This window comes from Nocardia sp. NPDC058633 (genome assembly GCF_042717045.1).
In the GTDB taxonomy this organism is placed as follows: domain Bacteria; phylum Actinomycetota; class Actinomycetes; order Mycobacteriales; family Mycobacteriaceae; genus Nocardia.
Genome location: NZ_JBHXRA010000013.1, coordinates 207,222 through 225,301, shown reverse-complemented (window position 1 = coordinate 225,301; position 18,080 = coordinate 207,222). Strand labels below are relative to the sequence as shown.

19 protein-coding genes and 1 pseudogene are annotated in these 18,080 nt (G+C 65.1%); 12 read left to right on the top strand and 8 right to left on the bottom strand.

The genetic code is table 11. The features are described 5' to 3' along the window. Positions 1 to 92 precede the first annotated feature (92 nt). Positions 93 to 380, bottom strand: a complete 288-nt coding sequence (locus ACFWUR_RS19295; RefSeq protein ID WP_378908530.1) for a hypothetical protein — start codon at positions 378 to 380, stop codon at positions 93 to 95. 226 nt (positions 381 to 606) lie between these two features. On the opposite strand from ACFWUR_RS19295, the gene ACFWUR_RS19290 reads away from it, so the two are divergent. Further along, positions 607 to 1,890: an MFS transporter gene (locus ACFWUR_RS19290; protein ID WP_378908529.1), complete on the top strand. Its 1,284-nt coding sequence runs from the start codon at positions 607 to 609 to the stop codon at positions 1,888 to 1,890. Positions 1,891 to 1,925: 35 nt separating this feature from the next. Here ACFWUR_RS19290 and ACFWUR_RS19285 read toward each other — a convergent pair whose 3' ends face one another. After that, complete coding sequence (locus ACFWUR_RS19285) at positions 1,926 to 3,446, bottom strand: SulP family inorganic anion transporter (protein ID WP_378908528.1); 1,521 nt, start codon at positions 3,444 to 3,446, stop codon at positions 1,926 to 1,928. 524 nt (positions 3,447 to 3,970) lie between these two features. Here ACFWUR_RS19285 and ACFWUR_RS19280 point away from each other — a divergent pair. Together ACFWUR_RS19280 and ACFWUR_RS19275 are read left to right on the top strand one after the other, a co-directional pair. Beyond that, complete coding sequence (locus ACFWUR_RS19280; RefSeq protein WP_378908526.1) at positions 3,971 to 5,491, top strand: SulP family inorganic anion transporter; 1,521 nt, start codon at positions 3,971 to 3,973, stop codon at positions 5,489 to 5,491. Between the two features lies 1 nt (position 5,492). Further along, positions 5,493 to 5,906, top strand: a complete 414-nt coding sequence (locus ACFWUR_RS19275) for a MerR family transcriptional regulator (protein WP_378908525.1) — start codon at positions 5,493 to 5,495, stop codon at positions 5,904 to 5,906. Here the strand turns inward: ACFWUR_RS19275 and ACFWUR_RS19270 are convergent. Continuing rightward, positions 5,846 to 6,310, bottom strand: a complete 465-nt coding sequence (locus ACFWUR_RS19270) for a pyridoxamine 5'-phosphate oxidase family protein (protein WP_378908523.1) — start codon at positions 6,308 to 6,310, stop codon at positions 5,846 to 5,848. The genes ACFWUR_RS19275 and ACFWUR_RS19270 overlap by 61 nt on opposite strands. Before the next feature lie 148 nt (positions 6,311 to 6,458). Between ACFWUR_RS19270 and ACFWUR_RS19265 the strand changes: the two genes are divergently transcribed. The 3 genes from ACFWUR_RS19265 (at position 6,459) to ACFWUR_RS19255 (ending at position 9,074) form a co-directional block, all read left to right on the top strand. Next, on the top strand, positions 6,459 to 8,087 hold the full coding sequence (locus tag ACFWUR_RS19265; RefSeq protein WP_378908522.1) for a peptide chain release factor 3: 1,629 nt from the start codon (positions 6,459 to 6,461) through the stop codon (positions 8,085 to 8,087). 25 nt (positions 8,088 to 8,112) lie between these two features. Further along, positions 8,113 to 8,514 carry a hypothetical protein gene (locus ACFWUR_RS19260; protein ID WP_378908521.1) on the top strand — a complete coding sequence of 134 codons (402 nt, stop codon included), beginning with the start codon at positions 8,113 to 8,115 and terminating at the stop codon, positions 8,512 to 8,514. Between the two features lie 149 nt (positions 8,515 to 8,663). Further along, positions 8,664 to 9,074, top strand: coding sequence for a MerR family transcriptional regulator (locus tag ACFWUR_RS19255; RefSeq protein WP_378908519.1), 411 nt, complete (start codon positions 8,664 to 8,666; stop codon positions 9,072 to 9,074). 4 nt (positions 9,075 to 9,078) lie between these two features. Here ACFWUR_RS19255 and ACFWUR_RS19250 read toward each other — a convergent pair whose 3' ends face one another. Continuing rightward, positions 9,079 to 9,663: a hypothetical protein gene (locus ACFWUR_RS19250; RefSeq protein ID WP_378908518.1), complete on the bottom strand. Its 585-nt coding sequence runs from the start codon at positions 9,661 to 9,663 to the stop codon at positions 9,079 to 9,081. Position 9,664: 1 nt separating this feature from the next. Here ACFWUR_RS19250 and ACFWUR_RS19245 point away from each other — a divergent pair, with 1 nt between their 5' ends. Next, complete coding sequence (locus ACFWUR_RS19245) at positions 9,665 to 10,060, top strand: pyridoxamine 5'-phosphate oxidase family protein (protein ID WP_378908516.1); 396 nt, start codon at positions 9,665 to 9,667, stop codon at positions 10,058 to 10,060. Positions 10,061 to 10,075: 15 nt separating this feature from the next. Here the strand turns inward: ACFWUR_RS19245 and ACFWUR_RS19240 are convergent, their stop codons facing one another. Further along, positions 10,076 to 10,732 carry a TetR/AcrR family transcriptional regulator gene (locus ACFWUR_RS19240; protein WP_378908515.1) on the bottom strand — a complete coding sequence of 219 codons (657 nt, stop codon included), beginning with the start codon at positions 10,730 to 10,732 and terminating at the stop codon, positions 10,076 to 10,078. 73 nt (positions 10,733 to 10,805) lie between these two features. On the opposite strand from ACFWUR_RS19240, the gene ACFWUR_RS19235 reads away from it, so the two are divergent. Further along, positions 10,806 to 12,215 carry an MFS transporter gene (locus ACFWUR_RS19235; RefSeq protein WP_378908514.1) on the top strand — a complete coding sequence of 470 codons (1,410 nt, stop codon included), beginning with the start codon at positions 10,806 to 10,808 and terminating at the stop codon, positions 12,213 to 12,215. Positions 12,216 to 12,244: 29 nt separating this feature from the next. Here ACFWUR_RS19235 and ACFWUR_RS19230 read toward each other — a convergent pair whose 3' ends face one another. Then, on the bottom strand, positions 12,245 to 12,949 hold the full coding sequence (locus ACFWUR_RS19230; RefSeq protein WP_378908512.1) for a TetR family transcriptional regulator: 705 nt from the start codon (positions 12,947 to 12,949) through the stop codon (positions 12,245 to 12,247). Between the two features lie 91 nt (positions 12,950 to 13,040). Between ACFWUR_RS19230 and ACFWUR_RS19225 the strand changes: the two genes are divergently transcribed. The 4 genes from ACFWUR_RS19225 to glpX all read left to right on the top strand — a co-directional run bounded on the left by ACFWUR_RS19225 (position 13,041) and on the right by glpX (position 17,119). Then, positions 13,041 to 14,261 carry an MFS transporter gene (locus ACFWUR_RS19225; RefSeq protein ID WP_378908510.1) on the top strand — a complete coding sequence of 407 codons (1,221 nt, stop codon included), beginning with the start codon at positions 13,041 to 13,043 and terminating at the stop codon, positions 14,259 to 14,261. A 266-nt stretch (positions 14,262 to 14,527) separates the two neighbouring features. Further along, on the top strand, positions 14,528 to 14,704 hold the full coding sequence (locus ACFWUR_RS19220; RefSeq protein ID WP_378908509.1) for a hypothetical protein: 177 nt from the start codon (positions 14,528 to 14,530) through the stop codon (positions 14,702 to 14,704). 173 nt (positions 14,705 to 14,877) lie between these two features. Continuing rightward, a complete protein-coding gene (nhaA, locus tag ACFWUR_RS19215; RefSeq protein WP_378908507.1) occupies positions 14,878 to 16,086 on the top strand; it encodes a Na+/H+ antiporter NhaA in 1,209 nt (402 codons plus the stop codon). 61 nt (positions 16,087 to 16,147) lie between these two features. Next, complete coding sequence (gene glpX, locus ACFWUR_RS19210) at positions 16,148 to 17,119, top strand: class II fructose-bisphosphatase (RefSeq protein WP_378908506.1); 972 nt, start codon at positions 16,148 to 16,150, stop codon at positions 17,117 to 17,119. A 95-nt stretch (positions 17,120 to 17,214) separates the two neighbouring features. On the opposite strand, the pseudogene crcB reads toward glpX, so the two are convergent. Then, positions 17,215 to 17,579, bottom strand: a pseudogene (gene crcB / locus ACFWUR_RS19205) (fluoride efflux transporter CrcB). Beyond that, entirely contained in the window at positions 17,576 to 18,067 is a 492-nt protein-coding gene (locus ACFWUR_RS19200; protein ID WP_378908505.1) for a fluoride efflux transporter FluC, read from the bottom strand. Before ACFWUR_RS19200 ends, crcB begins: the two are co-directional and overlap by 4 nt. Positions 18,068 to 18,080: the final 13 nt, after the last annotated feature.

The window sequence follows — 18,080 nt, the reverse complement described above, 5'->3', positions numbered from 1 at the left end:
CAAAGCTCGAGGGCCTGAGTCCGGTGCAGTACCGGGCTCAGGCCCTCGCGGTTTAGGCTCTTACTTGGCCAGTCCAACTATCGGGGACCAGTTCATTGGGCGACAGCCCTTTTGAGGGCTATCACCGCAAAGTATGTGGCGATAGCGGCGATCGGCGTCGCAAGCAAGGGCGCTATCAGCACAAACGCGCGATAGCGGACCGCCCAGAACGCGGCGACCGGGAGGGCGACGAACAGGAGCCCACCAAAGCTGGTGTAGGCGAGCGTCGGACCATTGAGCCAGGTGGTACGGCTGGCCAGCTCCGTCATCTCGACGTACCAGCCACTGTGAATCCATGACTCACCGGCTACCGGTGATGCGGCCAAGCGCAACCGTGTCATTCCCGACGACCTCCTCGCGGCCTCGATGCGACGACCAGAATAACTCTACGTTAACGTAAGGGTAGAGTATGGCCTGATTGATGTCGGCGACGTCGAGTGAGGACCTGTCGGACGGGGAGACTGGTTGGCCAAGTACCGTGCAGTGCGAACTGTTTCGAGCTCAGTGGGCGCCAAGTCCACGTCCGGTTTGCAGGTCGTCGCGGATGTCCCGAGCCCCGTAGGAGTGGTGACGGCCGCAGCGCTTGCGCTGGTAGCGACCGCCCCTGGTCAGACTGCCGTGGTGTCGGTATTCGTCGATCCGATCATGGCCGACCTCGGCGTTTCGCGATCGGCGGTGGCGGGGGCGTATTTGATCGGTTCGCTGAGCGGTGCTGTGGTGGTGCCGTTTTTGGGGCGAGCGATCGACCGGTATGGCCCGCGGCTGGTGATGGCCGCGATCGCCGGGTGCTTCGGGGCGATGCTGCTGACCGCGACGATGGTCACCGAAATCGTCGGGCTCACGATCGCCTTTGTCGGAATCCGAGCGGGTGGGCAGGGAGCACTCAGTCTGGTCGCTACCACCGCGGTCGCCGTGCATGTCCGCCGTCATCGCGGTCTTGCCATCGGTGTGACGTCGGCTCTCGGCACGGTAGGAATCTCGCTGGCACCGATCCTGGTCGAGCGGTACGTGGGGGATTGGGGCTGGCGACAAATGTGGTTCGTCGAGGGCATGGTCGTCTGGGTGCTGGTCATCCCGGCGGCTCTGGCACTGCTCCCGCGCCACCGAGCGCGATCGCTTGGCCCCGCTGCCACCGGTACCGACATGGGCGCCGCTGAAAATGCGGATCAGACAGTTGGTCAGGCGGTCCGAACCGCGGTGTTCTGGGTCGTCACCGCCGGGGTGAGTGTGTGCGCGATGATCACCACCGGACTGGTGTTTCACCAGTTCTCGCTGTTGGGCGAGCGCGGGTTGACCACGACTCAGGCCGCGGCGATCTTGCTACCGCAAACGGTGGCCGGGCTCACGACGACCCTAGGACTCGGGTGGCTGGCCGATCGAGTGCCGGATCGGTTGCTGATCGCTGTCACGATGGCGGTGCTCGCGGCCGCGACTGTCGGGGCTGGATGGGTGACGCCAGGACCTGCGGCGGTGCTCTACGCGCTGGCGATCGGTGCGGCAGGTAGCGGAATCCGCACGCTCGAGGCCGCGGCATTCACCCGCAGCTTCGGCGTCGCCCATATCGGAGCGATCCGGGGAGTGGTGCACTCGGCAGCGGTCGGCGCCACCGCGTTCGGCCCGGTACTGGTCGCCCTCGGTCGCGAACACGCGGACAGCTACCGGCCCGTGCTGCTCGCGTTGACGGCGCTGCCCTTTGCGGTTGCCGTCGCGGCGCTACTGATTCGAGAACCCGCGCCCAAGCGGCCGGCAACATCGACCGCGGCCGGGCCGGGCACCGGTCGACCCGGGGTGATCCTGAGCGCTTCATCGGCGCCCGTACCGAATCGCAGGACACCGACACCCCGGCCCTGACGGCTGAGATGTCGGTGGGTCCAGATGCGGGTATGTCAGTGTGATCCGGCCAGGTGCCCGCTCAATCGTCCGTGGCGTTCCTCGGAGGCTTTGTTGAGGCCGATGATCTCCACGTTCTTGCCCTTGGCCGCGTACTTGGTGGTGATCGCGTCCAGGGTCGCGACGGTCGAGGCGTCCCAGATGTGTGCTTCGGACATATCGATGACGACGTTGTGTGGGTCGTCGACGTAGTCGAACTGGTAGACCAGATCGTTGCTGGAGGCGAAGAACAACGCGCCGACCACCCGATAGACCCTGGTGTCGATGGTGCCGTCGTGGTCGATGTCGGCTTCGTACACCTTGATCACTTCGGTGAAGTGGGCAACGCGGTGCGCGAAGGCGATCATGGCGGTGAGGACGCCGGCGATCACGCCGTAGGCGAGGTTGTGGCTGACCACGGTGACCACCACGGTGACGAGCATGACGATCGTTTCGCTCTTGGGCATGCGGCGCAACGTCTTCGGGGTGATCGAGTGCCAGTCCATGGTGCCGACCGAGACCATGATCATCACCGCGACCAACGCCGCCATCGGAATCAACGCCACGATGTCACCCAGTCCGACCACCAGGATCAGCAGGAACACGCCTGCCATGAAGGTGGATATCCGCGTGCGTGCCCCGGAGTCCTTCACGTTGATCATGGTCTGGCCGATCATCGCGCAACCACCCATGCCACCGAAGAAACCGGTCACCACGTTCGCCACGCCTTGGCCCCAGCCTTCACGGGTCTTGTCGGAGTGACTGTCGGTGATGTCATCGACCAGCTTGGCCGTCATCAACGATTCCATCAGCCCGACCAGTGCCATGGCCAGCGCGTACGGGGCGATGATGCCCAGCGTCGTGAGGTTCAGCGGCACGTTCGGGATGAACAATGACGGCAGGCTCGACGGCAGCTCACCCTCGTCGCCGACGTCGGGAACATTGAGCGAGAACACAATCGCCGCACCGGTCAGGAACACGATCGCCACCAGCGGTGCGGGCACGACGGAGGTCAGCTTCGGCAGCAACACCATGATCAGCAGCCCGAGGCCGACCAACGGATACACCAGCCACGGCACCCCGAGCAGATGCGGGACCTGCGCCATGAAGATCAGAATCGCCAACGCGTTGACGAACCCGACCATGACGCTGCGCGGGATGAACCGCATCAGCTTCGCCACCCCTACCACGCTGAGGGTGACCTGGATCAGGCCTGCCAGGATCACCGTCGCGATGAAGTAGTCCAGCCCGTACTCTCGCGCGACCGGTGCGATGACCAGGGCGATCGCGCCGGTCGACGCCGAAATCATCGCGCGGCGGCCGCCGGTGAACGCGATCGTTACCGCCATCACGAACGAGGCGAACAACCCCACTCGTGGGTCGACGCCGGCGATGATGGAGAACGAGATCGCCTCCGGAATCAACGCCAGCGCCACCACCAGGCCGGCCACTACTTCGATCCGCAACCGTTTGGGGCTGCGTAGCGCCGCGAGCACCGAGCCCGGGGCATTGTCTGGTCGATGTGTCATCGACACCATCGGCACTCCGTTCCATATATTCGGCGCGCGCGGGCGCCACCGCGCGAGCACAGCGCTCACGGGTAAGAGTTCATGGGGGCCGAGCTGGACTCTCGAGACGGATCGAGACCGTTTTCGCCCCGGCGACATTGCCGGTGGGCGTCGAGATCAGCAATCACTCAGCGATCCTTACCCTACTCTCCGGTGAGGGTAGAGTTTCAAGTCGAGCGGCTGAACAGTGTTCCATCTCTCATTCGCACGATGGCGTGCATTACGGGTCGCGTCGGCTTGTCCTGGTGTGTTATCGCCGCGGCTCAGAAGTGAGACCTCTGCCACCAAGCCCACCCCAGGGTTGTGAACCTACTCGTACGGGAGGGTATATTCATTCCGCTGAGTGTTAGCTGAAGTTCGTCATCCGGCAGCGTGGCCGGTGATGTCCAGCATCGTCGCGCTAGCGTCGCCGACCGCTCGCATCACCGATTTCTCCCACCGCGCCGACCCGTGGCCGCATGGCCACCTGCGCGACGACCGAACGGAGCTCGCCGATGGAGACAGCTGTGTCCACCGCCAAAGAAACCGACGGGTCGGTGATGGCCGCGCTGAGGAGCCCGAAGCGGTTGCGGATCGAGATCCTGGCCGGTTTGGTCGTCGCGCTCGCCCTGATTCCCGAGGCGATCTCGTTCTCGATCATCGCCGGGGTCGACCCGAGTGTCGGCTTGTTCGCGTCGTTCACGATGGCGGTGACGATCTCGATCGTCGGTGGTCGCCGGGCGATGATCTCGGCCGCGACCGGCGCGATCGCCCTGGTCATCGCACCAGTGGTCAAGGAATACGGTCTGGACTATCTGATCGCGACTGTCATCTTGGCCGGCGTGCTGCAGATCGTGCTCAGTGTGATCGGCGTCGCGCGGTTGATGCGGTTCATTCCGCGCAGCGTGATGGTCGGCTTCGTCAACGCGCTGGCCATTCTGATCTTCACCGCGCAGGTGCCCCACCTGCTCGGGGTGCCGTGGCTGGTGTATCCGATGGTCGCGCTCGGCATCGTGATCATGGTGTTGCTGCCCAAGCTGTCCAACGTGGTGCCCGCGCCGCTGGTCGCGATCGTGTTGCTGACCGCCGCGACCATCGTGTTCTCGCTCAATGTGCCCGATGTCGGCGACGAGGGTGAGCTGCCGTCGAGCCTGCCGACGTGGCTGATCCCTGATGTTCCGTTCACCCTCGAGACATTGAAGATCATCGCCCCCTACGCACTGGCGATGGCGATGGTGGGTCTGCTCGAGTCGCTGATGACCGCGAAACTCGTCGATGACATCACCGATACCCACTCCGATAAGACCCGTGAGGGTTGGGGTCAGGGTGTGGCGAACGTGGTGACCGGTTTCTTCGGTGGCATGGGTGGTTGCGCGATGATCGGCCAGACCATGATCAACGTGAAGGATGCCGGGGCACGCACCCGGATCTCGACTTTCCTGGCCGGCGTGTTCCTGCTGATCCTGGTGGTCGGACTGGGTGACATCGTGGCGTTGATCCCGATGGCGGCGTTGGTCGCGGTGATGATCATGGTCTCGGTGGGCACGATGGATTGGCACTCGCTTGCGCCGAAGACATTGCGCCGCATGCCGATCGCCGAGACCACCGTCATGCTGGTCACCGTCGTCGTCACTGTGGTCAGCCACAACCTCGCTTATGGCGTGATCGCGGGTGTGCTCACCGCGATGGTCGCTTTCGCGCATCGCGTCGCTCACTTCACCGAAGTCGAGAAGATCGGCGATGCCGACATCGACCACGATGGAGATTTCGACACCCGGGTGTACAAGGTGCACGGCGAGCTGTTCTTCGCCTCCAGCAACGACCTGATCTACCAGTTCGATTATGTCGATGACCCGCGCAATGTCGTCATCGATATGTCCGACGCCCATATCTGGGATGCCTCGACCGTCGCGACCCTGGACGCGATCACCACCAAGTACGAGTCCAAGGGCAAGAACGTCGAAATCGTGGGTCTCAACGAGGCCTCCGAACTGCGGCATGGTCGACTCAGTGGCCACCTGTCTGGTGGGCACTGACATGACCGAGGACACCGCCCGCGCCCATCTGCAGATCGGGCAGGTCGCCGAACGCACCGAGCTGTCGATCAAGACGATTCGTCATTACGATGAGATCGGACTGGTGACCCCATCCGAACGTAGCGCGGGCGGGTTCCGCCTCTACACCGAAGCCGATGTCGAGCGGCTGCTGGTTATCCGCCGGATGAAGCCCCTGGGTTTCACGCTGGAACAAATGCGCGAGTTGCTCGAAGCGCTGGATGTGCTCGCCGATCCTGCCAGCGGCCCCCAGGCCCGCGCGCAGGCGAGTTCGGTTGTGCGCCGATGCCGAACCGATGCCACCGCGAGCTGCGAGAAGTTGCGTCGCCAACTCGACTACGCCGAGGAGTTCACCGGGTTCCTCGTCGCGCGAGACCCGGCCGTCCCGAAGGCCTGATCGGCTGAATCCGGGGCCGGTGCCGGTACTTTCCGGCACCGGCCTTCGAATACGATCACCTCGATTCCCGCCGCACTGCTCGGGCCGCCCGGTATCCACGGGTCGAGGCCGTCGTGCCAGTAGCGGGCGATGCGATAGGGGTCGCGGATGATGCTCGCCAGGCCCGCGATCGACACCGACACCTCGCCGCGAGTATGGGCGATGGTCACCGGGGCTCGGACCGCGATTTCGGCGACCAACGGCGCATCGATCGGTGCGAACAAGCGCACCAGCCCGTCGAATTCTGTGAACTCCACCGCCATGGGACGGCTGACCAGCCGATAGTCGCAGTCGATGGTCGTCAGCATCATCGTGTTCAGTGGCGCTAGCGCCACGTGCAATTTCGCCACGTTGGCCCGCGCCATCCTGCCGCCTTCCCGATTCGATCATCTACACCTACTCTACCTTTGCGTAAGAGTAGTGTATGGTCTGGATCGCGTTCCGTCCCGCGGCGCCGGCCACGTGCCGCGGGGCCGACCGCCACCAACGCACCTTCCGATACGAGGAGTGCCGATGGCCAGGACGGCCCCCAACCAGACTGTTGGTTTCGACGAGCCATCAGTGCTCGCCGAAGCGCGACGCCGACGAACCTTCGCGGTGATCAGTCACCCGGACGCCGGAAAATCGACGCTGACCGAAGCGTTGGCCCTCCATGCCAGGGTGATTTCCGAAGCGGGTGCGATCCACGGCAAAGCGGGCCGACGGTCCACGGTGTCGGACTGGATGACGATGGAGAAAGAACGCGGCATCTCGATCACCTCCACGGCACTGCAATTCGGCTATCGCGCGCCCGACGGCACCGACTGTGTGATCAACCTGCTCGACACCCCTGGTCACGCCGACTTCTCCGAGGACACCTATCGGGTGCTGTCCGCAGTGGACTGCGCGGTGATGCTGATCGATGCGGCCAAGGGGCTGGAACCGCAGACACTCAAACTTTTCCAAGTGTGCCGCCACCGGCGCATCCCGATCATCACCGTGATCAACAAGTGGGACCGGCCAGGTCGCGACGCGCTGGAACTGCTCGACGAGATCGAGCAACGGATCGGTCTTCGCCCCACGCCGCTGACCTGGCCGGTCGGCTATGCGGGTGCCTTTCACGGCGTATTGGATCGCCGCACAGGCGAGTTCATCCATTTCGTGCGGACAGCGGGCGGCGCTACCATCGCCCCGGAGCGGGTGCTGTCGGCCGAGGACGCCTTGACGATCGCTGACGCGCAATGGACTACCGCAGTCGAGGAGTGCGAGCTACTGGCCGCCGACGGCGCGGATTACGATCGCGACACCTTCCTCGGCTGCACCACCACACCAGTGCTGTTCACCGCGGCCGTCCTCAATTTCGGAGTGAGCCAACTGCTGGACGTGCTCGTGCATTACGCGCCTGCCCCCGCAGCGCAACTCGACACCGACGGCGAGCCACGGCGCCTCGATGATCCGTTCAGTGCGTTCGTCTTCAAAGTGCAGGCCGGGATGGATACCTCCCATCGCGATCGACTCGCCTATGCCCGTGTCTGTTCGGGATCGTTCGAGCGCGGTGACGTCGTGGTGCACGCTACGACCGGCAAGCCCTTCACCACCAAATACGCGCAGTCGGTGTTCGGTCAGCAACGAACCACCATGGACGTCGCCTTTCCCGGTGATGTCATCGGCCTGGTCAACGCGACCGCACTACGCGTCGGCGACACCCTGTATCGCGAAGTCCCGGTGCAGTATCCGCCGATTCCGAGTTTCGCCCCCGAGCACTTCGCGGTGGCCCGCGCCGCGGATGCGGGCAAGCACAAGCAATTCCGCCGCGGTATCACCCAGCTCGAACAAGAAGGTGTCATCCAGGTTTTGCGCTCGGACCTGCGCGGCGATCAGGCCCCGGTCCTCGCCGCGGTCGGGCCGATGCAATTCGAAGTCGCCGTCCACCGCATGGCCACGGAGTTGCACACCCCGATCGAACTCGAGCCCCTCAAATACACCATCGCGCGGCGTACCAGGCCCCAGGACGTAGCGGAGCTGCAGGCGCAGCGATCGGTGGAAGTGCTCACCCGTGCCGACGGAGCGGTGCTGGCTCTGTTCACCGACCGATGGCGCTTGGCCGCCATCGAAAAGGAGCACCCCGACCTTCTCCTGGAACTCCTGGTCGCGGCCGCATAACACTCACCACCGCGAAGGAGCCACGATGTCCGAATTCGACAAACCCGTCCCACCTTTGGTAGCGCGATTCCCCTCGCTGTACGCCTACAACCTCGCCTACCCTCACACGCCACTTCCCGCGAATGCGCGAGCCCGTGAGCAGATGCGCGGCTTCGACGCGGCCGGTATCGGCGTGGAAGACGACCTGATGTCATCCGGCGCCGTGCTGACGCTGGAGTTTCTGCCGGGCGGAGCACCCGGGTCACATGACCTGGATCGACTCGGCACCGTCGTCGCAACACGTCGGGGCCACGGCGCGGTTTATGTGCTCGCGGAGGCCGTTTCGCTGCGCGCGGCCTGGACCGCGAGCATCAAGCACTGGCCGACCAGACTGTCTGCCGCACGGACGGTGATGGCTGGGTTGCGCCGCTATACCGGAACGTTCTAGCCGCGATCGCAGCTGAGTCGCGGCAGTTGATGTCTGCTGAGCCCGACAGCACCCGGAGGTTACAGTGAAAGCCTTGCCGACAGCGAAAACTGCGTACGGTCCCGCCGCGGGCCGCAGCGGGCGAACGGCCCGAAGTGTGGAGGTCGAACATGGATGACGAGCACCTGCAGATCGGTGAGGTCGCCGCGCGCACCGACCTGTCGATTCGCACTGTGCGCCACTATCACGACATCGGCCTGGTGACGCCCTCGGAGCGTTCGGCAGGCGGGTTCCGGCTCTACACCGAGGCCGACGTTCAACGACTGCTGGTGATTCGCCGGATGAAGCCGCTGGGCTTCACCCTTGCTGAGATGAAGGAACTCCTGGAAGCGCTCGCCGTTCTGGAGAACTCGACATCGAGCGCGCAACTGCGCCGACAAGCCGGTGCGACCCTGGATGTGCTGCGGGGCAAGGCGGAAGGCAGCTGCGAAAACCTTCGGCGCCAGCTCAGTTACGCCGAAGAACTCACCGATCTGTTGACCGCCCGACTCGACGCCGAAGCATCCTCGACGACTCGCTGACCCCTCAGGGGCGCCCGCTATACCAGCGAGCATCCGCCAGGGCCGAACACACCTCCGACAACGTCGTAGGCCATTGTGCTCTGATCGTCTGCCACGCTGCGCGTAATGAGACGTCCTTGGCGAGGACATAGACAGCGCCGTGCGCGGGCAGTGTCGCGACGACGACGCCGGTCCGATCGGTGTCGTCCGCGCCGGGTGCACCGCCGGGTAGGAAATCGATCCGTACCATCGAGCCGGAATCGACGAGGTCATCGCGTACACCGGTACCGCCCGCATCGAAACGGCGTTGAAGAACCAGCTGGACGGGATCGGGCATCTTCGCGGTCGGGTAGGCCCGGCTGTAGGCGCCCGGTGAGTCGAAGTGCTGCAGGACGAAGCGCCCGGCGGATCGATCGGTGTGAGAAGACATGTACTTCCGTTCGGCAGGCGCGTCGACGACGGCGGTCAGTGGCTGCGACCCGCAACCGGCCATCACTCTACCGTTACGGAAGGGTAGAGTGATGATGAAGGGGTGCTCACTTCCACTCGAGCACGAAATCGCGAAGCTGCTGAACGGAGATACGGCATTGACAAAGCCCAATGTGCGCACGATGCACGAAATTCTGAGGGAACTCGACACGGTCATGCTCACCACCGTCGACGAACGTCTCCAGCTGGTGAGTCGCCCGATGGTGCTCCATGTCGGCGACGACTTCGACGGCACCGTTCACCTTTTCGCACCCCGGGAATCACGGGTGGTCGCCAACATCAACGGGCGGGCATCGGTCAACATCTCCCATGTCGGAGCCGCGGCATCGATATCGCTTGCCGGGCAGGCCTCGATCGTCACAGATACCTACGAAACCGCAGTGCGCTGGCATAACGGTCTCAACAGTTGGTTCCAGCACGGTCGGGCAGGGGTAGTGCTGATCGAGGTCACCGTGTTCGAAGGTCGCTGTTGGAAATTCGCCGAGGACGCGGCACAGCAGCCGACAGCGTCCGCCTGAGCCGTAGTGCACCGGCTAACCAGGGTCGAGGTTGGTCCGGTGACCCGAGCCCGCTGACGTCCGCGCCGTCGGTGAGTCGAAGAGCTGATTCAGGTGATAATCCAATACCGCGGTGGCGGTGGCAGGGGAGTGCTGGCCGATGAGCACGCTCGTGCCGAGCCCGTGGGCGAGCATGACGAGCCGGGTTGCCTCAGTCTCGACGTCGAGCCCCGCTGAAACCTCACCGCTGGCCAGTGCGCGTGAGAGTGCTTGTGCGATGTGAGCTTCGAGTCGATCGATGCCCGCGATAAAGGGGTGTTGCGCGAGATCGGGATCGGTCATGGCCAGTACCGCGTAGGACGTGCCGATCAGATGGAACGCGCGGCTGACATCATCGGTGGGCAGGGCCTCGGCGAAAAACGCCTCGATGAGTGCGCGGGCGGGCGGCGGGACGGGCAGATCGGCGAGGCGTTGCTGCCAGCGCTGATGGCTGAGCTGTTCGAGGCGGTGCAGGGTGCCGATCAGCAATTCGGCCTTGCTGGGGAAGTAGTACTGCACCAATCGCAGTGACGACCCGACTTCGGCGGCGACGGCGCGAATCGTGACCGCGTGGAGCCCGTCACGGGCGGCGACTCGGGCGACCGCGTCGGCGATCTCAGCGCGTCGCTGAGCGTGATCGACGGTTCTGGGCACACGTGGTCCTCTCTCGACCTCAAAGTCTCCATGATGATACACATGTATCGGATACAACTGTATCAATCTGGAGGTGGGTGTGCAGCGACCCGACGCACACGAGAGATCGGCGGTAGTCCCGGCACGAGCGGCCGCGCTGCTGATGGTGGTGTGCTCAGCGCAGTTCATGGTCGTGCTCGACATCTCGGTGGTGAACGTGGCATTGCCGTCGATGCGGATATCGCTGGGCTTCACCGACACCGGGCTCGGCTGGGTGGTCAACGCCTACGCGCTGGTGTTCGCGGGCCTGCTTCTGGTCGGCGGTCGCCTGGCCGACCTCTATGGGCGCAAGCGCGTTCTCCTTGCCGGCCTACTGTTGTTCACTCTCGCCAGCTTGGTCGGCGGGCTGGCCTCGACGCCCGGTTGCCTGATCGGCGCCCGCGCCGCCCAAGGAATAGGCGCGGCGGTGCTTGCCCCCGCCACGCTGACAATCCTCACCACGAGCTTCGCCGAGGGTCCACGGCGGACAAAGGCGCTGGCAATCTGGACCGCGATCGGCCTGGCGGGTGGGACTGCGGGCAACCTGCTCGGGGGAATCCTCACCGAGTTCCTGTCGTGGCGAGCCACCTTGCTGATCAACGTGCCCATCGGCGTCGTGGCGCTGGTGCTGGCAGCGCGGACCCTGGCCCCGGATTCGATGAACGGGCCGACCACGCGGCTGGACGCCCCCGGGGCGTTGTTGGCCACGTCCGGGCTGGCCGCGGTCGCCTACGGGTTCGGCGAAGCGGCCACTCTCGGATGGTCGGCGATGGCGACGCTTGCGGCGATCACAATCGGATCCGTGCTGCTCGTCGTGTTCGTCGTGGTAGAGGTCCGATGGGCACCGACACCATTGATTCCGTTGTCGCTGTTGCGGATTCGGTCGGTCGCGGTCGGCAATGTGGCGATGTTGCTGACCGGAGCCTGTTTGAATCCGATGTGGTTCTTCCTGACGTTGTCGATGCAGAACATACTCGGCTACACCCCGCTACAAACCGGGCTGGCGTTCTTGCCACACACGCTGATCACCATCGCCGTCGGCGTCCAGGCGACGCCACGACTGATGCGCCTGGTCGACGGACGGGTCCTCATCACGACCGGTGCCCTGCTGGCCGCGGCAGGGTTCGTATGGCAGGCCCAGCTCAGCGCCGACAGCAGCTACGTCTCCGGGATCCTCGGCCCCGCCGTCGTTTTCAGCGTCGGAGCAGGCCTGCTGAACACCCCGATCACCGCCGCTGTCACCGCCGGAGTGCCGACGGCCGACGCTGGCGCCGCCTCGGGACTGATGAACACCACCAAACAGGTCGGCGCGGCACTCGGCTTGGCTGCGCTGATCACGGCGACCGCCACATCGACGGTGAGCTCAGCCGAGGACTACGGCCGAGCCTTCTGGCTGATCGCGGCAGCCATGGTCGCGGTGGCGGCGATCGCGCCGACGCTGCCCGCTCACCGTGATCGAACATGACCGGCGACCCACCGACCAGCCAGGGCCGATCACGACCTCGAAGTGATCGCCCGGCCGGAATCGGTGACGGTGATCTGCGCGGTCGTCAACGTCAATGTGCTAGGTAGGGCGCTGAAAGCTTCCTCGACGCGGGCGATGAGCGAGTGGCGCGCACCGGCGCCGCGGCCTGCCGAATGCCGTTGCTCACGCACCCAGTTCTTGGCGCCGCACCGCCACGCGGCCATGGCCAGCTCCGGGAGCAAACGGATCGCCACATCGGCGCGCCCATCGGCGCCGCTCTGTGCCTCGAGTGCCTCGACCAGACGTTCGTGGGCGGCCAATGACAGGGCGTTGCTGTGGTGGCGTAACGCTGTGTAGTGGGCGATCAGGCGGCGGGTGGCGAGGAATCTGCGTTCCCAGTCAGCGTCGCGGTCGGTAATCGTGGCAGCCATGGTCACTTGCAGTGTCTGCAGGACCGTGATGTCGGGCCGACTGGCATAGCTGGTGAAAGTATCGACGTAGGCATCCCACAGCTCGGCCTCCGCTGCCAGCGCAACATCTTCTTTGGAGGCGTAGTAGCGAAAGAATGTGCGCTTGGATATCTGCGCCTCGGCCACGATCCGGTCGAGGGTGACCGCGTCGAAGCCGTCTTCAGTGAACAGGCGCAAGGCGATCTCGCCCAGTTGTTGCCGCGTCCGCTGCTTCTTGCGCTCGCGCAGCGACACCACGGCACCGTCGCCCGCTTGTTTGCTCACGGATACACCTTAACCAGTCGCGGTAGCCCTTCCTTCGAAGATGCCTCTTGTTGTAATTTTACACTCGGTGGCGTTTTCTGAAGGAGTGGTGATGCGGCAACGTGCAGAACTGGTGATCATGTTGTTGGCCTCCACGCTGGGGGTGATGGCGGGCGCGATCGTGATGCCGGTGCTCGAGGTGATCCGCGGTGACCTCGGAGCCAGTGGAACGGAAGCGGGTTTCATCATCACCGCGCACGGGTTCGCGATCGCGGTGGTCAGTCCGCTGATCGGACGCGCGATCGATCGATGGGGTGTGCGCGTGCCTCTGGCCGCCGGGCTCATCGTCTACGGGGTAGCCGGCGGTGCGGGATTGCTGATCACCTCGTTTCCGCTGTTGATCGTCAGCCGCCTGCTCCTCGGTGTCGGTGCGGCAACTGTTTTCAGCGGTACCACCGTCGCGATGCTCGCGATGGCGACCGGCACCCGTCGTGATCAGGTCATGGGCTGGCGCACGACGGCCACCACCGCAGGTGGGCTGATCTGGCCACTGCTGGCCGGAGTCCTGGGCGGGATCAGTTGGCACGCGACCTTCGGTATCTATCTCGTCGGTATTCCGCTCGGCATCGCGACACTACTGGCCATGCCGAAACATCGTGCTGCCCAAGATGGTTCGACCGAAACGTTGACCGGTTCAGCGCTGGACCTGGTGCGCCGGTACCCGAAGCTACTGATCTGGTACGGATTGATGATCGCCACCGGGCTGATGATGTACAGCCTGGCGGTGTTCCTGCCACAGCGGTTGGCGCAGTTGGGGATCGAAGCCCCGATCTTCGTGTCGCTGTTCATGGTGGTCCAAGCCCTCGCGTCCATCGGGGTCGGACTCGGATATGCCCGTATCCGAACGCGTTTCGGATTCACCACGCTGCTGCGCGCCACAGCCTGCTGCTGGGTCGTCGCCTTCACGATCTTGGGGCTGGTTGCCCATCCGGCACCGGTTTTCGTCGCCTCCGCACTGTTCGGGCTCGGCAACGGGCTGCTGCTGCCGGTGATCACCGTTCTCATCGGCGAAACCCCACCGGCTGGGCGGCGCGGACAGGCGACGTCGCTGTCAGGCACCGCGATCTTCGCCGGTCAGTTCGGATCACCGCTGGTGTTCGGGCCGCTCATGGCCGCGACCTCGATCACTACCGGGTATCTCCTCGCCGCGGCGATCGCGGCCACCATACTGGCCGGTCTTCTCGCCATCCGGGTCGATAGTCCGACCGAAACCGGTGCGTCTCGATCCGACGTTCTCGACGCCGGTCCGGTGAAATCAGCTCCGGGTCAATAACTTTCGAACGACTTTGCGCGGATCGGGAACCGGCAATCGATCTGTAACTGTTCATATTCAAATTTTCGGTCAGAGACCGTGGCCGCTGATGAGCCGAAGTTCGTTCGGGCTCGAGGGTCGCGATTGACAGGACGGCGCGAGCGGGGCCGGCTTTCAGGGGCAACTCGTCGACGGTGTCCTCGACCATCGCCAGCGTGAGCTTGCGCTGGCTGTTCGGTGATGCCCGACCGCCAGTCGCTCTATCGGCCGCGGGTACGTTGGTGGGTATGGGTTCCCAGCAGCAGTTCCGCGCGCGCCATCGGCGCGGCGGTGAGGCCGCTGTTCTGGCCCGGATTCCGGTACTGCCCGCCGGCGCGGACCGCCACCCTGGCACCAATGGCTGGTTGAGTTCGTTCGGCACCTGCGCGCACGGCCGCATAGCGGGTTGCCCACCAGGACACTGACCCACCGCCACTGCGTTCAGCCCGGATCTGCGGGCGCGGCAGTCGCGGTCGTGTTCCTGCTGTTCTGTCACCTGTTCGGGTATGCACCACGGTCGTGTCGAGGGTCGGTCGTGAGGTGTGCCGGTGCGGGCTTTCGAGTGAGGCACTCTGCTGTGAATTCCGATTCTGTTTCTGTGACCGCCCGTCCCTGGTCGCGGGTCGCCGACGCGCTGCGCGGTGACACTGCCGGCGGGGCGCTGTTGATCACCGCCGCGCTTGTCGCGTTGGTGTGGGCCAATTCCCCGGCTTCACCGGTCTATGAACATCTGCGCGACATCACGGTCGGTCCCGCGTGGGCCGGTTTGAATCTGCCGTTGCACGCGTGGGCGGCTGACGGTCTGCTGGCGGTGTTCTTCTTCATTGTCGGCAACGAACTCAAACAGGAGTTCGTGCACGGTGCGTTCCGCGATCCCCGTCAAGCGTTGGTGCCGATGGTCGCTGCGGTCACCGGAGCCCTGGTTCCCGCCGCAGTGTTCCTGGCCTTCACCGTCGGGCACGATGACGCCGCGCGTGGGTGGGGCATCCCGATGGCCACCGACGCCGCTTTCGCCGTGGCTGTCTTGGCCCTGGTCGGGCGTGGGCTGCCGCTGGCACTGCGGACCTTGCTGCTGACCTTGGCAGTAGTCGATGATCTGATCGCGATCCTCGTGATCGCCGTGTTCTACACCGGCGGTATCAACTTCGCCGCCCTCGGGGCGGCCGCGATCCTGCTGGGGGTGTTCGCGTGGTTGCAACACGGGCCCGGCTTGCCTGCCCGTGTTCCGAGTGCGCTGGTGTACGCGCCACTGGCGGTGGCGATCTGGGGTTTCGTGCACGCTGCCGGGATCCACGCCACTATCGCCGGTGTCGCGATGGGCATGCTGATGCGCACTCGGCCCCGCCCGGACGAGACCACTGATCCGAGCCACGCGGCGGAGAATCTGCTGCGCCCGTGGGCGATGGGATTGGCGTTGCCGATCTTCGCGCTGCTCTCGGCCGGGGTGTCGTTCGGCGGGATCGGATCGATGCTCGTCGACCGAGTCACGCTGGGAGTAATCGCCGGGCTCGTGATCGGAAAACTCATCGGAGTGCTGGGTGGGGCATGGCTGGCCACCCGCCTGACCAGCGCCCGGTTGGATCCGAGCCTGTCGTGGGTAGATATCGCCGGGATGTCGCAACTGGCCGGGATCGGATTCACTGTGTCACTGCTGATCAGCGAGCTTTCATATCCCGCTCAACCTGATGTTTTGGACCATGCCAAGGGCGGGGTCCTGCTCGGCACGCTCGCCGCCACCGTCCTGGCCACCGTGCTCCTGGGCTATCGCAGCCACCGACTCCGCCGCAGTACGGCGGCCGCTGAGTGATCGCCCCAGGTGCGCGGAGCCGGTAAACAACCCATTCTCGACGACACGAAAGCTGCCCGCGATGAATCACACACCACTGTCACCGTCGATGCCGGACCGCAATCTCGCCCTGGACCTGGTCCGGGTCACCGAAGCCGGAGCGTTGGCGGCCGGGCGTTGGGTCGCCCGTGGTGACAAGGAAGGCGGCGACGGCGCCGCGGTCGACGCCATGCGCGCCATGCTCGCCACAGTGCCCATGCAGGGCGTCGTTGTCATCGGCGAGGGCGAAAAGGACTCTGCTCCCATGCTGTTCAACGGTGAGAACGTCGGCGACGGAACCGGCTCGCACTGCGATGTCGCCGTTGACCCCGTCGAAGGAACCACTCTCATGGCCACCGGGCAGCCCGGTGCCCTCAGCGTTGTCGCCGTCGCCGAACGCGGCATGATGTTCGACCCGTCCGCGGTGTTCTACATGGACAAGATCGCTGTCGGTCCCCGCGCCGCGCACACCATCGACCTCGACGCGCCCACTGCCGACAACATCGCCAACATCGCCGCAGCTTTGGACAAGAGACCCGCCGACGTCACTGTCGCGGTCCTGGACCGGCCGCGCCACCACACGCTGATCAACGAAATCCAGGCCGCCGGCGCACGGGTCCACCTCATCGGTGACGGGGACGTTGTCGCCGCGGTCGCCGCCGCCCGACCCAACTCCGGGATCGACGCCGCGTTCGGGATCGGTGGAACCCCCGAAGCGATCCTGGCGGCTGCCGCGATGCGTTGTCTCGGTGGCGCCATCCACACCCGCTTCGCGCCCCGCGATGAGAGCGAACGCCGTAAAGCTCTCGACGCGGGCCACGACCTCGATCAGGTCCTGCGTACTACCGACCTGGTCGGCGGAAACGAAGTGTTCTTCGCCGCTACCGGCATCACCGAAGGCCCACTGCTGCAAGGAGTCCGCTACAAGACCGGCAACGCGACCACTCAATCTATCCTCATGCGTGCCAGTACCGGCACCACCCGCGTCATCAACGCACAACACCGGCACCACTGACGAAGCCGCGGCATTCGGCGAGTTCTGACATCTCGCCTTGACCAGCACCCGTCCTGCACCTCTGACCTGCAGGTGTGTTTTCTGGCTCTCGCTCCTCACCACCCGACCACGGCCAGGCCGGCCGCGCCCGCCAGGACGGTCAGTACCAAGGTGCCGATCGCGTTGGCCGCACCGGCCAGATAGCGTCGGCGTTGGATCAATCGCACGGTTTCGAAACTCGCTGTGCTGAAGGTGGTGTACCCGCCACATAACCCCACCCCCACGATCGTCTGCACCTGATTCGGTGTGCCGTGGAACAAGACCGACCGGTGAGCACCCCCAGCAGCAGCGACCCGGTCACATTGATCAGCACCGTCGCCCATGGGAACTGCGAGGCGCGTCGTGAGCGGATCATCCCGTCGAGAACGAACCGGGCCAGCGCGCCCGCGCTCCCGGCGAGCGAAACCCACACCACCATCATTTCGGCTCCTCACCGCGTTGCGAGGTCAGCCACGCGCCGACGGCGATCCCGGCCGTGGTCGCGACCACGCCCGCCACCACACTGCCCAGGGCATAGGTGATCGCGGCCCGAGGGTGGTGACCCCGCAGCATCAGGTCGGTATCGACGGCGAGGGTGCTGTAGGTGGTGAACGACCCGATCACCCCTGTGCCTACGCACAGCCGCACTCCCTGGCGCCACCCGGCATCCGGGCCCGACCGGGCCAATGCCTCGAGCAACCCGCCCAACATGAACGCGCCGACCATGTTGATGGCGAACGTGGTGACCGGCCAGTGGCCGACGGTGTGGGGAAACGCGACGCCGAGACCGTATCGGGCAGGTGCCCCGATCAGGCCGCCGAGGGCGACTGCCACGATCGCCACGGGCCGCAGATGTAGCGGACCAGGTGAGAGTGCGGCGGTATCGGGATCGATCGGCGCGGCCGTGGAGGTTTCGCGGTGACCGGACAATGGACAGACTCCT